Raw genomic sequence first — 15,306 nt, 5'->3', positions numbered from 1 at the left:
TCACGTAGCAGTATGGGGCGAATCAATCGTATCCATTTTGTGGGAATAGGCGGTTCCGGTATGTCCGGCATCGCTGAAGTGCTACATAACCAGTCGTTTCAGGTCAGCGGTAGTGACCAAAAACGCTCGGCGGTGACAAACCACCTGGAGCAGGTCGGCATTAAGGTCTTTGTGGGGCATAGTGCTGACCATGTGAAGGATGTAGATGTTGTTGTTGTCTCTACGGCCATAAATCCGAGTAACCCGGAGGTCGCCTATGCACGTGAACATCGTATTCCGATTGTTCGCCGTGCCGAGATGCTTTCTGAACTGATGCGTTTCCGTAATGGCATTGCCATTGCAGGTACGCATGGCAAGACCACGACGACCAGTCTGACAGCGACGCTGTTGGCAGAAGGTGGCCTGGACCCTACCTTTGTTATTGGAGGCCTGTTGAACAGTGCAGGCACCAATGCGCGGTTGGGGGAGGGGGAGTTTCTGGTCGCCGAGGCAGATGAATCCGATGCTTCTTTCCTTCATTTGCAACCAATGACCGCCATTGTAACGAACATTGATGCGGATCACATGAGCACCTATGAAGGCGATTTCAATCGTCTTCAGGAAGCCTTTATCGCCTTTCTTCACAATGTGCCTTTTTATGGGCAAGCCATCTTGTGTACTGATGATGAAACAGTGACATCGTTGCTGCCAAAAATTCAGCGCCAGTTTGTAACCTATGGTTTTAACGAAAAGGCTGACTTCAGGATCGAAGACTTCACTCAAAGTGACCGTACCATTCAGTTCACTGCTGTACGACCAGCGGGGTACTCGCCGCTTTCGATCCGCCTGAATATGCCGGGCAGGCACAATGCTCTGAATGCGATAGCGGCGATTGCAGTTGCCACCGATGTGGGTGTGTCTGATGAAGCCATTATCAGTGGTATGCGTGATTTCGCGGGGGTAGGGCGGCGTTTCCAGGTGCATGGCAACTTTGCGCTACCCGCCAACCGGGCAGAGGTCATGCTCGTGGACGATTATGGTCATCATCCTCGTGAAGTCGAAATGGTCATCGAAGGAATTCGACAGGGGTGGCCCGAGCGCCGTCTTGTCATGCTGTACCAGCCTCATCGCTACAGTCGCACACACGAATTGTACGATGAATTTGTACGTGTGCTATCACAAACCGATGTGCTTTTACTGTTGGATGTCTATTCGGCGGGTGAAGCTCCTGTCAAGGGTGCAGATAGCCGTGCACTGGCAAAATCCATCCGTCAGCGCTCCGAGCTGGACCCTGTCTTCGTCGAAAGCAAACAGGTGCTGGGGAGTATTCTGTCCAATGTCCTGAAGGACGGCGATATTCTTATTACCCAAGGGGCAGGGGATATTGGTGTCATTGCGCAGGCGCTGGCAGATTGTCAGTTGGATGTCGAGAAACTGGTGCTTTGATTCGAACGCTAATGTTTATTTGTGAGAGCTCTCATGCCGAGTAGTCTTTTTAACCGTTTGTTGGGCCTGATACTGATTGTCGTAGTCTTGGGTGCCTGTGGTCGTACTGTTTGGATCTGGTTGGATCAGCCCATTCAGTCTGTCCATGTGGATGGCCATTTCGAGCATATCCGCCCCAACCAACTGAGTCACCAGCTCTCACAATTGGTGACTGGGCAACGCTGGCTATCAATCGATCTGGATACTATTCGCAATGAAGTGCTTCAGATTCCATGGATCGCGCAGGCCCGTGTTACTCGCCAATGGCCCAATACGCTGGATTTCCAGCTACAGGAACAACAGCCGGTGGCCTGGTGGAACGATAATGGATTGCTGAACGCGGATGGTCAGCCCTTCGTGGCCTCGAGTGCCAATAGCCAGCATATGGCTAACATGCCTCATTTGGCTGGGCCGGATGATCGTTCGGCAGACGTGCTGGCGCTCTATGCGCAATTAAAACAGCGTTTATCCCCCCTGGGATTGACGGTCACACAGGTCCGTTTGGAAGCGCGTGGAGCCTGGCGTTTTCAGGTAAATAATGAGTTTTGGGTCGTTTTGGGTAGAGGTGACCTTACAATTCGCGTTACTCGCTTTATCGTAGCGTGGCAACGTGCATTGTCGAGTGAGGTTGCCAATATCAATTATATCGACTTGCGCTATCCCAATGGCCTTGCTGTAGGCTGGAAAGGTAAAAGTTCGGGAAAAGAATGAGTTAGCAAAAATAACGGCAGTTAAATAATAAATACAATATTTTTCTGCCGTTATTTATTTTATTTACCCCTAACGTTAACGGAAACCAAAATACGCTTTTATATTACCTGCCCAATAAATAAATATTTCCGTTTATTTAAATAAAAGTATTTCCAAAGTGTATTTTCCTATGTAGTATGATTTTTAGAGAGGTGGAACGGCTCGAAGAGTGTATCCCCTAAGAGGTACGTCCTCGGTATAAATAATCCGGTCGAAAGTATGCTGGATTTCAGTAATGGATAGTCACGAAAATAGTGGGTCATGAGTGGCCATCGCGTTGAAAGTCACTACCCTGCATGGGTACTCGCGGTAGGGGTGGCAGGTCCTTGTGAATAATCTTGTGTGATCTCTTTGCAATGGGTTTTCAGCAATGAGTGCTACATGAGGGAGATAGCCGGCTGAAGGTGAAAGAGTATAATGTGTTTATATGCTTCTTGATCGTTCTCGATAATCAGGCTATATACTGATAGCGTTTAAAAGTTTAAAACTTCGTATGATCAATATTGTATTGAGTATGGTATTGAGTATGTCATTTATGACCTGGTTGTTTATATGTGTCGTAAATAAAAAGCGAGATAACATCTTCTCACACTATTGAAGCGCTAATATCTGGACCTCGGAATGGTGCTGGTGTCATATATACGAAGAGCCGCTTGATAGGAAGTGGTGAAGTGGCAATGCGATAAACAAGGCAAAGGGCATGCCGGGCGCACGATAAGAGCGGAAAAGGTATTGCACCGGGAGCTGTTGGTTTGATTCGTAGTGTTTTGCTGGATTGGGAACGTTACAGGTAATATCCCATGGGTGTCTTGAGTGGTTTTTGAGATAGTGATCCATGCCCATGCAAGCGAATCGTTTTTCCCGGGATGTCCATGGAAGGAAAGCATGTACATTGCGTGGAAAAAGCCAAAACGTTTACTGAATGTGTCTCAAAATTGACGAAATGTTATTCAATTGTGAATGTTGTGGGGTAAGACAAATGTCTCACGATTTTATTTGCATATTGGATTAGCTGTGCGGGTAGATACGCGTTAAAATGTCAGGTTAGTGACTAATATACGTTCATCCGCCAGCAACGGTGCCGGCAAACCTGAAAATCTCCAATGAAAGGCCAGCCTGATCTGGCAACATGTCACGACATATGCAGGATGCAAAGATGGGTTGGGCAATCAGGATATTGGAAGACAGGTAGTTGACAGGCAAGCAGTTGGCAGACAAGCCGTTAGTGGCTAGCAGACAGGTGGTTGGTCGATAAGCCAATAGACCATCGGCTGAAAAATAAAACATTTGGGTGGTAGGGGAGGGGAGACCTCCCGGCGGCAGATGTTTTAAAGGTTGGGCGTTGAGGTGTTCATGATAAAAAGGGTGGCAAAATCTTCATCCTTTGGTTGAACGTTAAAACTCACGCTCGTGCAGGTTTTTCGAATTAATTCAGGAGCAGGGCCGATATATGGCTGGACATTCCAACACTTCCAACATGGTCGTCGGACTGGATATTGGAACTTCCAAGGTAGTTGCTATTGTCGGTCAGCCAACAGACGACGGTGGCATCGAGATTTCAGGTATTGGTTCTCACCCTTCGCGTGGTATGAAGAAAGGGGTGGTGATCAACATCGAGTCGACCGTTCAGTCGATTCAACGGGCCATCGAAGAAGCCGAGCTCATGGCAGGGTGTGACATACACTCTGTCTTTGTAGGTATAGCAGGTAGCCACATCAGCTCCATGAATTCCGATGGCGTAGTGGCTATCCGTGATCGTGAAGTGTCACCCTATGACATCGAGCGTGTTATTGATTCGGCACGGGCACGTGCTGTGTCGGAAGGGCAGCGCGTACTGCATGTTATTCCCCAGGAATACACCATTGATTCACAGGAAGGTATTCGTGAACCTCTGGGTATGTCCGGTGTCAGACTTGAAGCTCGTGTACACTTGGTTACAGCTGCATTGAATGCAGTACAAAACATTGAGAAGTGTGTTCGTCGCTGTGGCCTGGAAGTGGATGACATCATTCTGGAACAGCTGGCCTCCAGTTATGCCGTGCTCACCGATGATGAGCGTGAACTCGGTGTTTGCATGGTCGATATCGGTGGCGGTACAACCGACATGGCCGTCTTCACCGAAGGTGCGATTCGCCATACGGCGGTGATTCCGATTGCCGGTGATCAGGTGACCAACGATATCGCCATGGCGTTGAGGACGCCAACGCAGTACGCCGAAGACATCAAGGTAAAATACGCGTGCGCATTAACACAGCTTGCCTCCAATGAAGAGATCATTCGTGTTCCCGGAGTTGGGGAGCGTGCGCCTCGCGAGCTTTCACGTCAGGAGCTGGCGCAAGTGGTTGAGCCGCGTTATGAGGAGTTGTTTACCCTGGTACGGGAAGAACTTCGTCGTAGCGGTTACGAAGACCTGGTAGCAGCAGGCATTGTTTTAACCGGCGGCACCTCTCGCATGGAAGGTGTGGTCGAGCTGGCGGAAGAGATCTTCCATATGCCAGTACGTATTGCTGTTCCTCAGAATGTACGTGGTCTGGCGGATGTCGTTCGCAATCCGATCTACTCCACTGGAGTCGGTTTGCTGGAATATGGCATCAACCATTCGCGTCAGGATTACGATGACGACACTTTCGATAACGAGCCATCATCACGTTACGAAGAGCAACATCGACGCAGTTACTCTGAGCGCAGCTCTTCACGATCCATTGGTGAAGCGTTACCATCAGCCATAGATCGTCTTCGAGGTTGGTTTAAGGGTAATTTTTGATAAGACCGCGTAGCGGTTACAGGAGACGGGGCTTATGTTCGAACTAGTTGATAATGCGCCATCCAACAATGCGGTCATCAAAGTGATCGGCGTTGGTGGTGGTGGCGGTAATGCTGTTAACCACATGGTTGAAAACAGTATTGAAGGCGTTGAATTTATTTGCGCGAACACCGATGCGCAGGCGCTGAAACGGGTTGCAGCCAAAACGGTTCTGCAACTGGGTACAGAAATTACCAAAGGGTTGGGTGCAGGTGCCAATCCTGATGTAGGCCGTCAGGCGGCAATGGAAGATCGTGAGCGGATCACTGAACTTCTGGAAGGCGCTGACATGGTCTTTATCACGGCCGGTATGGGCGGTGGGACCGGTACTGGAGGTGCACCTGTCGTTGCTCAGGTAGCGAAAGAGCTGGGTATTCTGACGGTAGCCGTGGTGACGCGCCCCTTCCCGTTTGAAGGGCCAAAACGTCAACGTGCCGCCGACGAAGGGATGAAAGAGCTCTCCGAGCACGTCGATTCCCTGATCACCATTCCCAATGAAAAGTTGTTGACGGTACTGGGCAAGAACGCGAGCCTGTTAACAGCATTCAGCGCTGCCAACGATGTTCTCCTGGGCGCCGTTCAGGGGATTGCCGAGCTGATCACCAGCCCCGGTATCATCAACGTCGACTTTGCTGACGTGCGTACTGTTATGTCAGAAATGGGGATGGCGATGATGGGTACCGGTTCTGCTACCGGTGAAAATCGTGCACGCGAAGCTGCCGAGAAAGCCATCCGCTCACCGTTACTTGAAGATGTTAATCTCAATGGCGCCCGCGGTATTCTGGTGAATATCACAGCCGGGCCTGATCTTGCGATTGGTGAATTCACAGAGGTGGGTACCACCGTTCAGGAATTCGCGTCTCAGGAAGCCACTATCGTGGTGGGGACCTCCATTGATATGGACATGTCTGACGAGCTGCGTGTGACGGTAGTTGCTGCAGGTCTGGAAGATGCCCGCGTAACCCAGCGTCAGCCGGTGAATGAGTCCCGTAGTAGCCGTGGTGATGCCAACGATTATCGCAAACTTCAGCAGCCTCAGGGTGGGCGTGCTGCGGCAGCGCGTGAACGTGCAGAAGAGGGCGTTCGTGAACGTCGTGGCAATGCGGCAGCCAAATCACGGGATCTGGACGATTACCTGGATATTCCTGCCTTCCTGCGTCGTCAGGCGGATTAATACAAGCGTTATCATTTTAAATGGGCCGCAGGTGAATTCCTGCGGCCTTTTTTATTTGGAATTTGGCGGGTGATGTCATATCTTTGACATGTCTGGAAGGGAAAATTTCGAATAGTCGAACACTGTTCGTTGTCGCTCCTTAAGGGAGCTGGTATGATCTTTAGACTTCCTCTCCGTTATCTTTCGTAGCAGGTCATCATGATACGTCAAAGAACCCTAAAAAATACTATCCGAGCCACTGGTGTGGGCCTGCACTCGGGTAAAAAGGTCTATCTGACACTCCGCCCGGCTGCCATCGATACTGGTATTGTTTTTGTCCGTACCGATCTTTCTCCTGCAGTTCATATTCCCGCCGATCCGGAACGGGTAAACGACACCATGCTGTGCACTGCACTCTATAGTGGCGATGTGCGCGTTGCTACTGTCGAGCATCTGATGTCTGCCTTTGCAGGGTTGGGTATCGATAACGCATACGTAGAGGTCAATGCACCCGAGATTCCCATCATGGATGGGAGTGCAGGCCCTTTCGTTTATCTGATGCAATCTGCCGGGATTGTTGAGCAACAGGCTGCGAAGAAATTCATTCGCATTACTCAGCCCATTTTTGTTGAAGAAGGTGACAAGTTAGCCTCCTTCAAACCCTATGATGGTTTCAAGGTTTCTTTTGAAATCAGTTTCGATCACCCGGTATTCACTGAGCAGCACAAGAAGATGGTGGTGGATTTTTCGACATCATCCTACGTGAAGGAAGTGAGCCGCGCACGTACCTTCGGCTTCCTTAGGGATCTGGAGCGCATGCGAGCCAGTAACCTGGCGTTGGGGGGGAGCCTCGATAACGCCATTGTTGTCGATGAATACCGTATCCTGAACGAAGATGGCTTGCGCTACGAAAATGAATTTGTGCGCCACAAGATTCTTGATGCGGTGGGTGATCTTTATCAGCTGGGTTACAGCATTCTGGGTGAGTTTCATGGCTTCAAATCAGGGCATGGCCTGAATAACAAGCTGGCCCGCGCACTCATGAAACAGCCTGAGTGTTGGGAGCTGGTCACGCTGGCCGAAGAAAAAAGTGCGCCGGTCTTTTATTTCACACCCGCTGTTGCTTGATATTCTGCTTTTTTGTTGCCTGATCAAAGGCTACTCTTGGGTCCTGCGTTCTGTCAGGACCTTTTAAATACTCCCTTAACGTATTTTCTTTTCCCATGCACTTGATATCACGGGTCCACGCTCATTGGGTCTGATGCGGGTGTGGCCTCATGCCGCGCTTCCTATCGCTTCCTATATCGTATGCCTTGCGCTTATCCGGGAGGCCCTTATGCACAGAATTCATTTGAAGGTGTGCTGGTGTGGCAGAAAGGAGGGAGACACTTACTCGCTGTCGTGATTCGACCCATCCGTTGAGGTGCGTGTATGAGCGGACAAACGCTCCAGCGCCGCTTTGAGTTTTGGGTCCGTTGTATATTCCGCGCACGCGAGGATGTGTTCAGAAGCTTCTTCAGTGATATAACGTGGCGGTTTGCGCACTGCCGGGCGAATGGAGCGCAATGGGCGTACCTTGAAAGCGATGGCATCCACATGGTGGAAATCAGGCAGTGAGTTGATCAATTTCAACAATCGGGTTCTTTCGAAACGCAACCATGTTAACCACACGGCTTTATCGGTTAGAATAGTGACCGTGCCCTGGGTACAGCCGCCAACAAGCAAATGCCCCTGCATTTCGTCCGGGAGCTTTTCTTCAAGCAAATGCTGTACCCGTGAAATGGCATCCGCCTTGTGCAACAGAGGGGAAAGCTCGCTTTTTCCCATGGCCCGAGGCGAAGAATTTGCAAGTAATCGTGATACGGGCTGTGCGTTTCGCTGCTTAACCTTTATACTCATCGCCTTGTTACCTGCTTGATCATTATTACTCGATAGCGCTATTACTTGATGGTCATGTCATTCGGTTTGAATCGGATGTCCTCTGCCCCCGGTGAAGGCTTGCATATACGTTACCATGTACGCACCGAGAACATATAGTCATACACATCATCGTTTGGAGTCGCGCCGCCGCCATCACTGGTTGTGGACGTCCCTTCTGGTCGGGTGTCTGCTGCCTATCGTCGTGACGTCGTCACTGACGCAAGCCAGGCTGGATTCCCTGACGGCCGAGCTGGTGCGTATCGCGTTCCTCGTTCCCGAGTCCATTCGTGCAGTATCACGGCGCAAGGTTCGTGCACCGCAGCGTCGGGGCGTATCCCTGCGAGCACTTATTCTCCACCCTTTTTCCGTTCGATTGCCGGATGTTCCCTTTCTCAAAATGGTATGTGGGCAGGATGTCTGTTCACGCCGAGGCCCGCCTGTGCTGACCTGTTAATCCAACGCCGTGAGTCCGCGCACCATCGTTAGGGTGCATGACTTTTTACCCGGACACATGATACGGCAAATTTTTAGCTAACAGTCAAAAACATGGTTCATCTGCCGTTAATACTTTTAAGCGGTTACCCACATGCAGATGAGCAGGAACAGGAAAGCCAGATGTTAACTTCAATAGTACGAAAAGTACTCGGTAGCAAAAACGAACGTGAACTGAAACGCATGCGCAAGGTCGTCGACAAGATCAATGGTCTTGAAGAAAGCTTTGCTGCGCTGGACGATGCGGCCCTCAAGGCCAAAACCGATGAATTCCATCAGCGCATTGAAAAGGGCGAGTCTCTGGACAGCATTCTGCCAGAAGCCTTCGCGACGGTGAGGGAAGCCAGTAAACGTGTGCTTGGCCTACGCCATTTCGATGTTCAGTTGATCGGTGGTATGGCCTTGCATGAAGGTCGCATAGCCGAGATGAAAACCGGTGAAGGTAAAACACTGGTGGGAACGCTGGCGACGTATCTGAATGCGTTGAGTGGCAAGGGCGTGCATGTGGTGACGGTGAATGATTACCTGGCGACTCGTGATGCTGCCATCATGCGCCCGCTGTATGAATTTCTCGGCCTTGAAGTAGGGATTATCTATTCCGGGCAAATGCCGCATGAAAAGCGGGCGGCCTATGGCGCTGATATTACCTACGGTACTAACAACGAGTACGGGTTCGACTATCTGCGCGATAACATGGCGTTTTCTGTTGAAGAAAAAGTGCAGCGTACCCTTAATTTCGCGTTGATCGATGAGGTGGACTCCATCCTGATTGATGAAGCGCGTACTCCGCTCATTATCTCCGGGCCGGTCGAAGACAATACTGACCTGTACAAGACGGTTGACCGCCTGGTGGTTGGGCTAACACCGTGTACGTCTTCCGAAGAGCCTGAATCCGGCGATTTCATCATTGATGAAAAGCAGAAGCAGATCGAGCTGACCGAACAGGGCCACCAGAAGGTGGAAGAGCTGATGCGTGGGGCTGACCTGCTTGACGAAAATGACTCGCTCTATGCTGCCCAGAACCTGGGGCTTTTGCATCACGTAAACTCTGCTTTGCGCGCTCAGCACTTGTATAGTCGTGACGTTGACTACATTGTTTCCAATAATGAAGTAGTGATCGTGGATGAACATACCGGTCGTACCATGCCCGGTCGCCGTTGGTCCGAAGGGTTGCATCAGGCCGTTGAAGCCAAAGAGAACGTGGATATTCAGAAAGAGAGCCAGACACTGGCGACCACTACGTTCCAGAACTATTTCCGCCTGTACAACAAGCTGGGTGGCATGACAGGGACGGCAGACACCGAAGCCTATGAATTCCAGCACATCTACAAGATGGACGTGCTGGTGATTCCGACCAACCGTCCGTTGGTGCGCAAAGACTTGAATGACCTTGTATACATGAGCGCAATGGAAAAATACGAGGCCATTATTGAGGATATCAAATCGACCATTGCAGAAAATCGTCCGGTACTGGTCGGTACGGCATCCATTGAAAGTTCCGAGTTGCTATCCAATCTACTGCGCAAACAGAAAATTCCCCACAATGTATTGAACGCCAAGCAGCATGAAGGCGAAGCGCATATCATTGCACAGGCAGGGCGCCCGGGCACAGTGACCATCGCTACCAATATGGCTGGACGTGGTACTGACATCATGTTGGGGGGAAGCTGGGAAGCCGAGGTGGATCAGCTTGAAAATCCTTCCGAGGCACAGAAAGCGCAGATCAAGGCCGACTGGCAAAAACGTCATGATGCGGTTATCGAGGCGGGCGGCTTGCATGTGATCGGTTCCGAACGTCATGAATCCCGTCGTATTGATAACCAGTTGCGTGGTCGTGCGGGGCGTCAGGGTGATCCGGGCTCTACCCGTTTCTTCCTCTCTCTGGAAGATAATCTGATGCGCCTGTTCGGTTCGGAACGCTTGCAGAGTCTGATGAACCGTCTGGGGCTTGAGCGCGGTGAAGCCATTGAAGCCAAAATGGTATCCAATGCGGTAGAGCGTGCGCAGCGCAAGGTTGAAGGGCGTAACTTTGATATTCGTAAGCAGCTGTTGGAATACGACGACGTAGCCAATGACCAGCGTCAGGTGGTGTATGAACAGCGTGATGAAATTCTAACCAGCCCGGATATCGCTGAAAACATTCGCAATATCCGTCAGCAAGTAATGGAAACGACTTTCGAACAGTATGTCCCAGCGGGTACCTTGCCAGAGCAGTGGGATATCGAAGGGCTGGAAAATGATCTGAAAGAGAACTTCAATCTTTCCGTTGATCTTGAAGAGTGGTTTGAAGAGGTGCCCAACCTGTCGGCTGAGGCGATGCTGGAGCGTTTGCAGGCCGAGCATGCTGAGCTGCTGGCCGACAAACGCGAGAATCTGGGCGATGAGCTGATGAACCGTCTGGAAAAACAGTTCATGTTGCAGGTACTTGATACCCGTTGGAAAGAGCACCTTCAGTCGATGGATCACCTGCGTCGTGGTATTCACTTGCGTGGTTATGCGCAGAAAAACCCCAAGCAGGAGTACAAACGCGAGGCTTTCGAGCTGTTCCAGGGGCTGATGACCAACGTGAAATCAGACGTTATCCGTATACTTAGCCATGTACAGGTTCGCATGGAAGAAGAGGTAGATCAGTTCGAGGAACAACGTCGTCAGCAGTTGGAGCAGGAGCAGTTCAACTCCGCCGTTGTGCATGATGAACTGCCTTCCGAGTTTGCGATCAGTGATGATGCCCTTGCCGCTGCCGAAGCGGTAAATGACACGGCAACCCCTTCTACCGTGAAGCGTGAAGAACCCAAGGTCGGTCGTAATGACCCATGCCCTTGTGGTTCCGGCAAGAAGTACAAGCAGTGTCATGGTCGTTTGAATTAACAAGTGACGAATGCCTACCACACCTGTGGTAGGCATTTTCATGATGACGTATTTAACAGACAACCGTATGTCAGGAGTCATGAATGGCCGTAGGTGAATCCGTATTTCCTACTCTTCCCGCGTTGAAAGGTGTGCGTATCGGTGTATCCAGTGCGGGCATCAAGCAGGAAGGGCGCAAGGATCTGGTCATATTCGAGCTGGATGATACCGCGACCGTGGCCGGTGTTTTTACTCGCAATGCCTTTTGCGCTGCTCCTGTCATCCTTGCCAGGCAGGCACTGGTTGAGCGAAATACACGGTATTGGCTGATCAATACGGGAAATGCCAATGCGGGGACGGGGGAGCAGGGACTCAAGGATGCTCAGCGCTGTTGCGAGGCCTTATTGGCGGCTGTAACGCAGTCTGATGCGTCCGGTAAAAATGGCGTGATGCCTTTTTCTACCGGTGTCATTGGTGAGCCTCTCCCTGTTGAGAAGATCGAGAATGCCATACCGGCAGCGCTGGCTGATCTGAAGGGAGATAATTGGGAAGCCGCAGGGTGGGGGATTCTCACCACTGACACACGGCCCAAGTTGTCCACTCGGTCATTAACGATCAATGGAGAAACCGTGACGATCAACGGGATTTCCAAAGGCTCTGGAATGATCTGCCCGAACATGGCGACCATGCTTTCGTTTGTGGCGACAGATGCGACAGTGGATGCGGATTTACTGCAACAATTACTTTCAGATGTGACCGAACGTACGTTTAATCGTATTACAGTTGATTCGGATACGTCGACCAATGATGCCTGCGTATTGACGGCCACGGGGAAAGGCCCGGAAATTGTACAGACACGGGATGTTCAGCGCTTTACTGAGGCATTGTACGAAGTAATGCTGGAGTTGGCACAGGCGATCGTTCGTGATGGTGAAGGTGCCACCAAATTCATTGCGGTCAATGTTCAGGAAGCTGCTTCAACAGAAGAAGCACTGGCCGTAGCCTATAGCATTGCGCATTCACCACTGGTCAAGACTGCTCTTTATGCCAGTGATGCCAATTGGGGCCGAATTCTGATGGCCGTTGGAAAATCAGGTGTAGTTGATCTGGATGTGAATCGTGTCAGTGTGGCTATCAACGGCGTTACCATTGCTGAAAATGGTGGCCGTGCACCAGACTATACGGAAGAGGCGGGGAGTGAAGCCGTCGCTCAGGAAGAGATTACCATTTTGGTCAGGCTTGCGCGTGGTGGTATTCAGGAGACGGTATGGACATCTGACCTTTCACACGAATATGTCAGTATCAACGCTGATTATCGCAGCTGATCCGGACTGTTTTGCTGTTCGTTGCAATGGCACAGGAAGGAAATAAATCTGCTGAAAATCCTGCGTGTATAGCCCTTTCCCTGGGTGCACGCGGTTCAGGGGCCAGCCTTGGCAAGGGTGGTTACTTCATGTATCAATGCCGCAAGAGCGGTACAAGTTTGAGGTGTTGCGTGAGCAATACAGTAGTATCAATTGAAGACCGACTATCTTCAGAGGAGCTGAAGCGATGAAACGTGGTCATTACTCACATGATCAGGCCGTAGTGCCCAAACGGCGTGTTCATGTCGTCGCGGCAGTGATCTATGACGATCAGAATCAGGTATTCCTTTCCCGCCGCCCATCCTATGTGGATCAGGGGGGCCTCTGGGAATTCCCCGGAGGAAAGCTGAATGCGCATGAAACCTCCCTTGAAGCGCTCAAACGTGAACTTAACGAAGAGCTGGGCATCCAGATTGACCGTGCGCAACCCTTGATCAAGGTCATGCACGAATATGAAGACAAACATATTCTGCTGGATGTCTGGGAAGTGCGTCAGTATGAAGGTGAGCCCTATGGGCGCGAAGGGCAGGTCGTTCGTTGGGTACCGGAAGAAAAACTGGCACGTTATCATTTTCCCTCGGCCAATGGTGCGGTGATCAAGGCAGCGATGTTGCCCCATCTCTACATGGTTACTCAGGATGAGAGCGACGAAGAGGCGTTTCTGGCAACATTCAAAGCCTCTTTGGCACAGTTCAATCCTCCGATGGTACGGTTGCGTGCCCCCAGCTTGTCTGCGGAAGCCTACGAAGCTCGTGCTCGCGTGGTCGCGGATCTGTGCCGTGAGTCGGGTGCCAAACTCATGCTGGGACATCACGGTTCTGATATAGAACCATTGATTCAGATGGTCTATGACTTCGATGCGGCGGGTTTGCATCTAACCAACGAACAGCTGCTTCAGCTGGAAGAGCGGCCTTTGGAGTCGACGCATTGGTTGGCAGCTTCCGTCCATGACAAGGATTCACTGGATCGTGCTGAAGCATTCGATTGTGACTTTGCGATGCTGAGTTGTATCAATACGACTACCAGTCACCCGGATGTTACGCCTTTGCGCTGGAATGGTTTTCAGGAAGCCGTTCGCGATTGCCATATTCCTGTGTTCGCGCTGGGTGGTTTGGAATTGAACGACGTTGATAAAGCACGTGCCGTGGGCGGGCAGGGTATTGCAGCCATACGCGCTTTTCTACCGAAGGATTAATCGGCTAGCCTGAATGGCTGAATGGCTGAATGGCTTTTGCCCGCGTTGATGATACTTTACGTGAACCGATGCTGAACATGGATGGTTGATACGTGCCACAAGCGGCGCTCTCTGAAGAAGGGAGTGCCGCTTTTTTATTAACAGTTTCCATATCGCGATTCGGTGTTCTCGTTTACACGTTGCCTTGCATAGGGGGGAAAGAAACACGCAGTGAATGTCATGCGGGCTGAATAGAGAGGACATGGAAATAAGGAATAGAACTAAAAAAAGATTATTCCTTGAAATTCCCGCGCTCAAAATTATCGATCAGACTATCGATATCCATCTCGTCCATTGCGGGCTCTCCCGGTATGCGGTGTCTCTCACCCGCCCATTCGCCTAAATCGATAAGACGACAGCGTTTGGAACAGAAGGGGCGATAGGTGTTTTCTTCTTTCCATTCAACGGCGGTACCACAGTGTGGACACGCGACTTTTAACGGTTTTTGGGTATTGGACATGACATAACCTTGATTCTGGCGTATTTACGAGGTACCAAGCGATCGGTATACCTTGTGTTGTGGATTCTTCTATATGAACTGTTCACACTCACTTTCAAAAAGACTGAAACCGGGAACGATGTATCTCTTCAACTGATGGATGATAGATGCGACTGTTCAGGCTTGCCTTTGACTGACAAAAATCAGGCAAACTGCAGACTCAACGATGCTGAGCAGCCAGTGAACGGTAAATGGCATCCAGTGCCTTTACCCGCTCTGATGTCAGCGCTCTTGATTGTGTGTTGTCAATCACATCATCGGCCTGACTCAGGCGTTCCTTTCGAGGCATTTGTGCCTTGAGGATCGCTTGCGCCTGTTCAAGCGAGCTACCATCTCGCGCCATCAAACGTTCCAGCTGCATCGATTCGGGGATATCCACGACCAGCACTCTATCCACGATAGACTGATACTTGTTGGATTCAAGAAGCAGGGGAACAACTAACAGCCGGTAAGGCCCTTCCAACTCGGGTAGTAGTGTTTGAATACGTGTGAAAATAGTCGGATGCATTCGGGATTCCAGCCAGTGGCGTTGGTTCGTATCCTCGAAAATGAGACGACGTAACTGTTTACGGTCAAGAGCCCCATCCGCGGTCAGAATAGAGCGTCCAAAGTGCTGTGCGATCTCTTCTAACAGGGGTTCTCCGGGTGCAACAACGTCGCGTGCAATCACATCAGCATCGATCTGACTAATGCCTAATGCAGCAAAATCGTTGGCAACGGTGGTTTTTCCGCTGGCGATACCGCCTGTCAGTCCGATTGTAAGCATGGAATACCAACATC

Annotated in this window: 13 protein-coding genes; 9 read left to right on the top strand and 4 right to left on the bottom strand. The window is 50.7% G+C overall.

The window, feature by feature from the left end:
* Positions 1-12 precede the first annotated feature (12 nt).
* From murC to lpxC, 5 genes are all read left to right on the top strand, one after another.
* Positions 13-1,425, top strand: coding sequence for a UDP-N-acetylmuramate--L-alanine ligase (gene murC / locus LMG33818_RS02885; RefSeq protein WP_442322173.1), 1,413 nt, complete (start codon positions 13-15; stop codon positions 1,423-1,425).
* A gap of 33 nt (positions 1,426-1,458) precedes the next feature.
* A complete protein-coding gene (locus LMG33818_RS02880) occupies positions 1,459-2,175 on the top strand; it encodes a cell division protein FtsQ/DivIB (protein ID WP_442321841.1) in 717 nt (238 codons plus the stop codon).
* Positions 2,176-3,664: 1,489 nt separating this feature from the next.
* Complete coding sequence (gene ftsA / locus LMG33818_RS02875) at positions 3,665-4,978, top strand: cell division protein FtsA (protein WP_442321840.1); 1,314 nt, start codon at positions 3,665-3,667, stop codon at positions 4,976-4,978.
* Positions 4,979-5,012: 34 nt separating this feature from the next.
* Positions 5,013-6,191 (top strand): cell division protein FtsZ, encoded by a 1,179-nt coding sequence (ftsZ, locus tag LMG33818_RS02870; RefSeq protein WP_442321839.1) that lies wholly within the window; start codon positions 5,013-5,015, stop codon positions 6,189-6,191.
* Between the two features lie 198 nt (positions 6,192-6,389).
* Positions 6,390-7,298: a UDP-3-O-acyl-N-acetylglucosamine deacetylase gene (lpxC, locus tag LMG33818_RS02865; RefSeq protein ID WP_442321838.1), complete on the top strand. Its 909-nt coding sequence runs from the start codon at positions 6,390-6,392 to the stop codon at positions 7,296-7,298.
* Between the two features lie 261 nt (positions 7,299-7,559).
* Here lpxC and LMG33818_RS02860 read toward each other — a convergent pair whose 3' ends face one another.
* Positions 7,560-8,069, bottom strand: a complete 510-nt coding sequence (locus LMG33818_RS02860; protein ID WP_442321837.1) for a DUF721 domain-containing protein — start codon at positions 8,067-8,069, stop codon at positions 7,560-7,562.
* 115 nt (positions 8,070-8,184) lie between these two features.
* Between LMG33818_RS02860 and LMG33818_RS02855 the strand changes: the two genes are divergently transcribed.
* The 4 genes from LMG33818_RS02855 to LMG33818_RS02840 all read left to right on the top strand — a co-directional run bounded on the left by LMG33818_RS02855 (position 8,185) and on the right by LMG33818_RS02840 (position 13,988).
* Entirely contained in the window at positions 8,185-8,544 is a 360-nt protein-coding gene (locus tag LMG33818_RS02855; RefSeq protein WP_442321836.1) for a hypothetical protein, read from the top strand.
* A 161-nt stretch (positions 8,545-8,705) separates the two neighbouring features.
* Complete coding sequence (gene secA / locus LMG33818_RS02850) at positions 8,706-11,450, top strand: preprotein translocase subunit SecA (RefSeq protein ID WP_442321835.1); 2,745 nt, start codon at positions 8,706-8,708, stop codon at positions 11,448-11,450.
* Between the two features lie 83 nt (positions 11,451-11,533).
* Positions 11,534-12,754 carry a bifunctional glutamate N-acetyltransferase/amino-acid acetyltransferase ArgJ gene (gene argJ, locus LMG33818_RS02845; RefSeq protein WP_442321834.1) on the top strand — a complete coding sequence of 407 codons (1,221 nt, stop codon included), beginning with the start codon at positions 11,534-11,536 and terminating at the stop codon, positions 12,752-12,754.
* A 226-nt stretch (positions 12,755-12,980) separates the two neighbouring features.
* A complete protein-coding gene (locus tag LMG33818_RS02840; protein ID WP_442321833.1) occupies positions 12,981-13,988 on the top strand; it encodes a Nudix family hydrolase in 1,008 nt (335 codons plus the stop codon).
* A 4-nt stretch (positions 13,989-13,992) separates the two neighbouring features.
* On the opposite strand, the gene LMG33818_RS02835 is transcribed toward LMG33818_RS02840, so the two are convergent.
* The 3 genes from LMG33818_RS02835 to coaE all read right to left on the bottom strand — a co-directional run bounded on the left by LMG33818_RS02835 (position 13,993) and on the right by coaE (position 15,292).
* On the bottom strand, positions 13,993-14,139 hold the full coding sequence (locus LMG33818_RS02835; protein WP_442321832.1) for a hypothetical protein: 147 nt from the start codon (positions 14,137-14,139) through the stop codon (positions 13,993-13,995).
* A 120-nt stretch (positions 14,140-14,259) separates the two neighbouring features.
* A complete protein-coding gene (yacG, locus tag LMG33818_RS02830; protein ID WP_442321831.1) occupies positions 14,260-14,487 on the bottom strand; it encodes a DNA gyrase inhibitor YacG in 228 nt (75 codons plus the stop codon).
* Positions 14,488-14,686: 199 nt separating this feature from the next.
* A complete protein-coding gene (gene coaE, locus LMG33818_RS02825; RefSeq protein WP_442321830.1) occupies positions 14,687-15,292 on the bottom strand; it encodes a dephospho-CoA kinase in 606 nt (201 codons plus the stop codon).
* Positions 15,293-15,306 lie beyond the last annotated feature (14 nt).

Origin of the sequence: Cernens ardua (assembly GCF_051251085.1) — a bacterium.
Classification (GTDB): domain Bacteria; phylum Pseudomonadota; class Gammaproteobacteria; order Pseudomonadales; family Halomonadaceae; genus Cernens; species Cernens ardua.
This window is presented reverse-complemented; position numbering and strand designations above follow the sequence as displayed.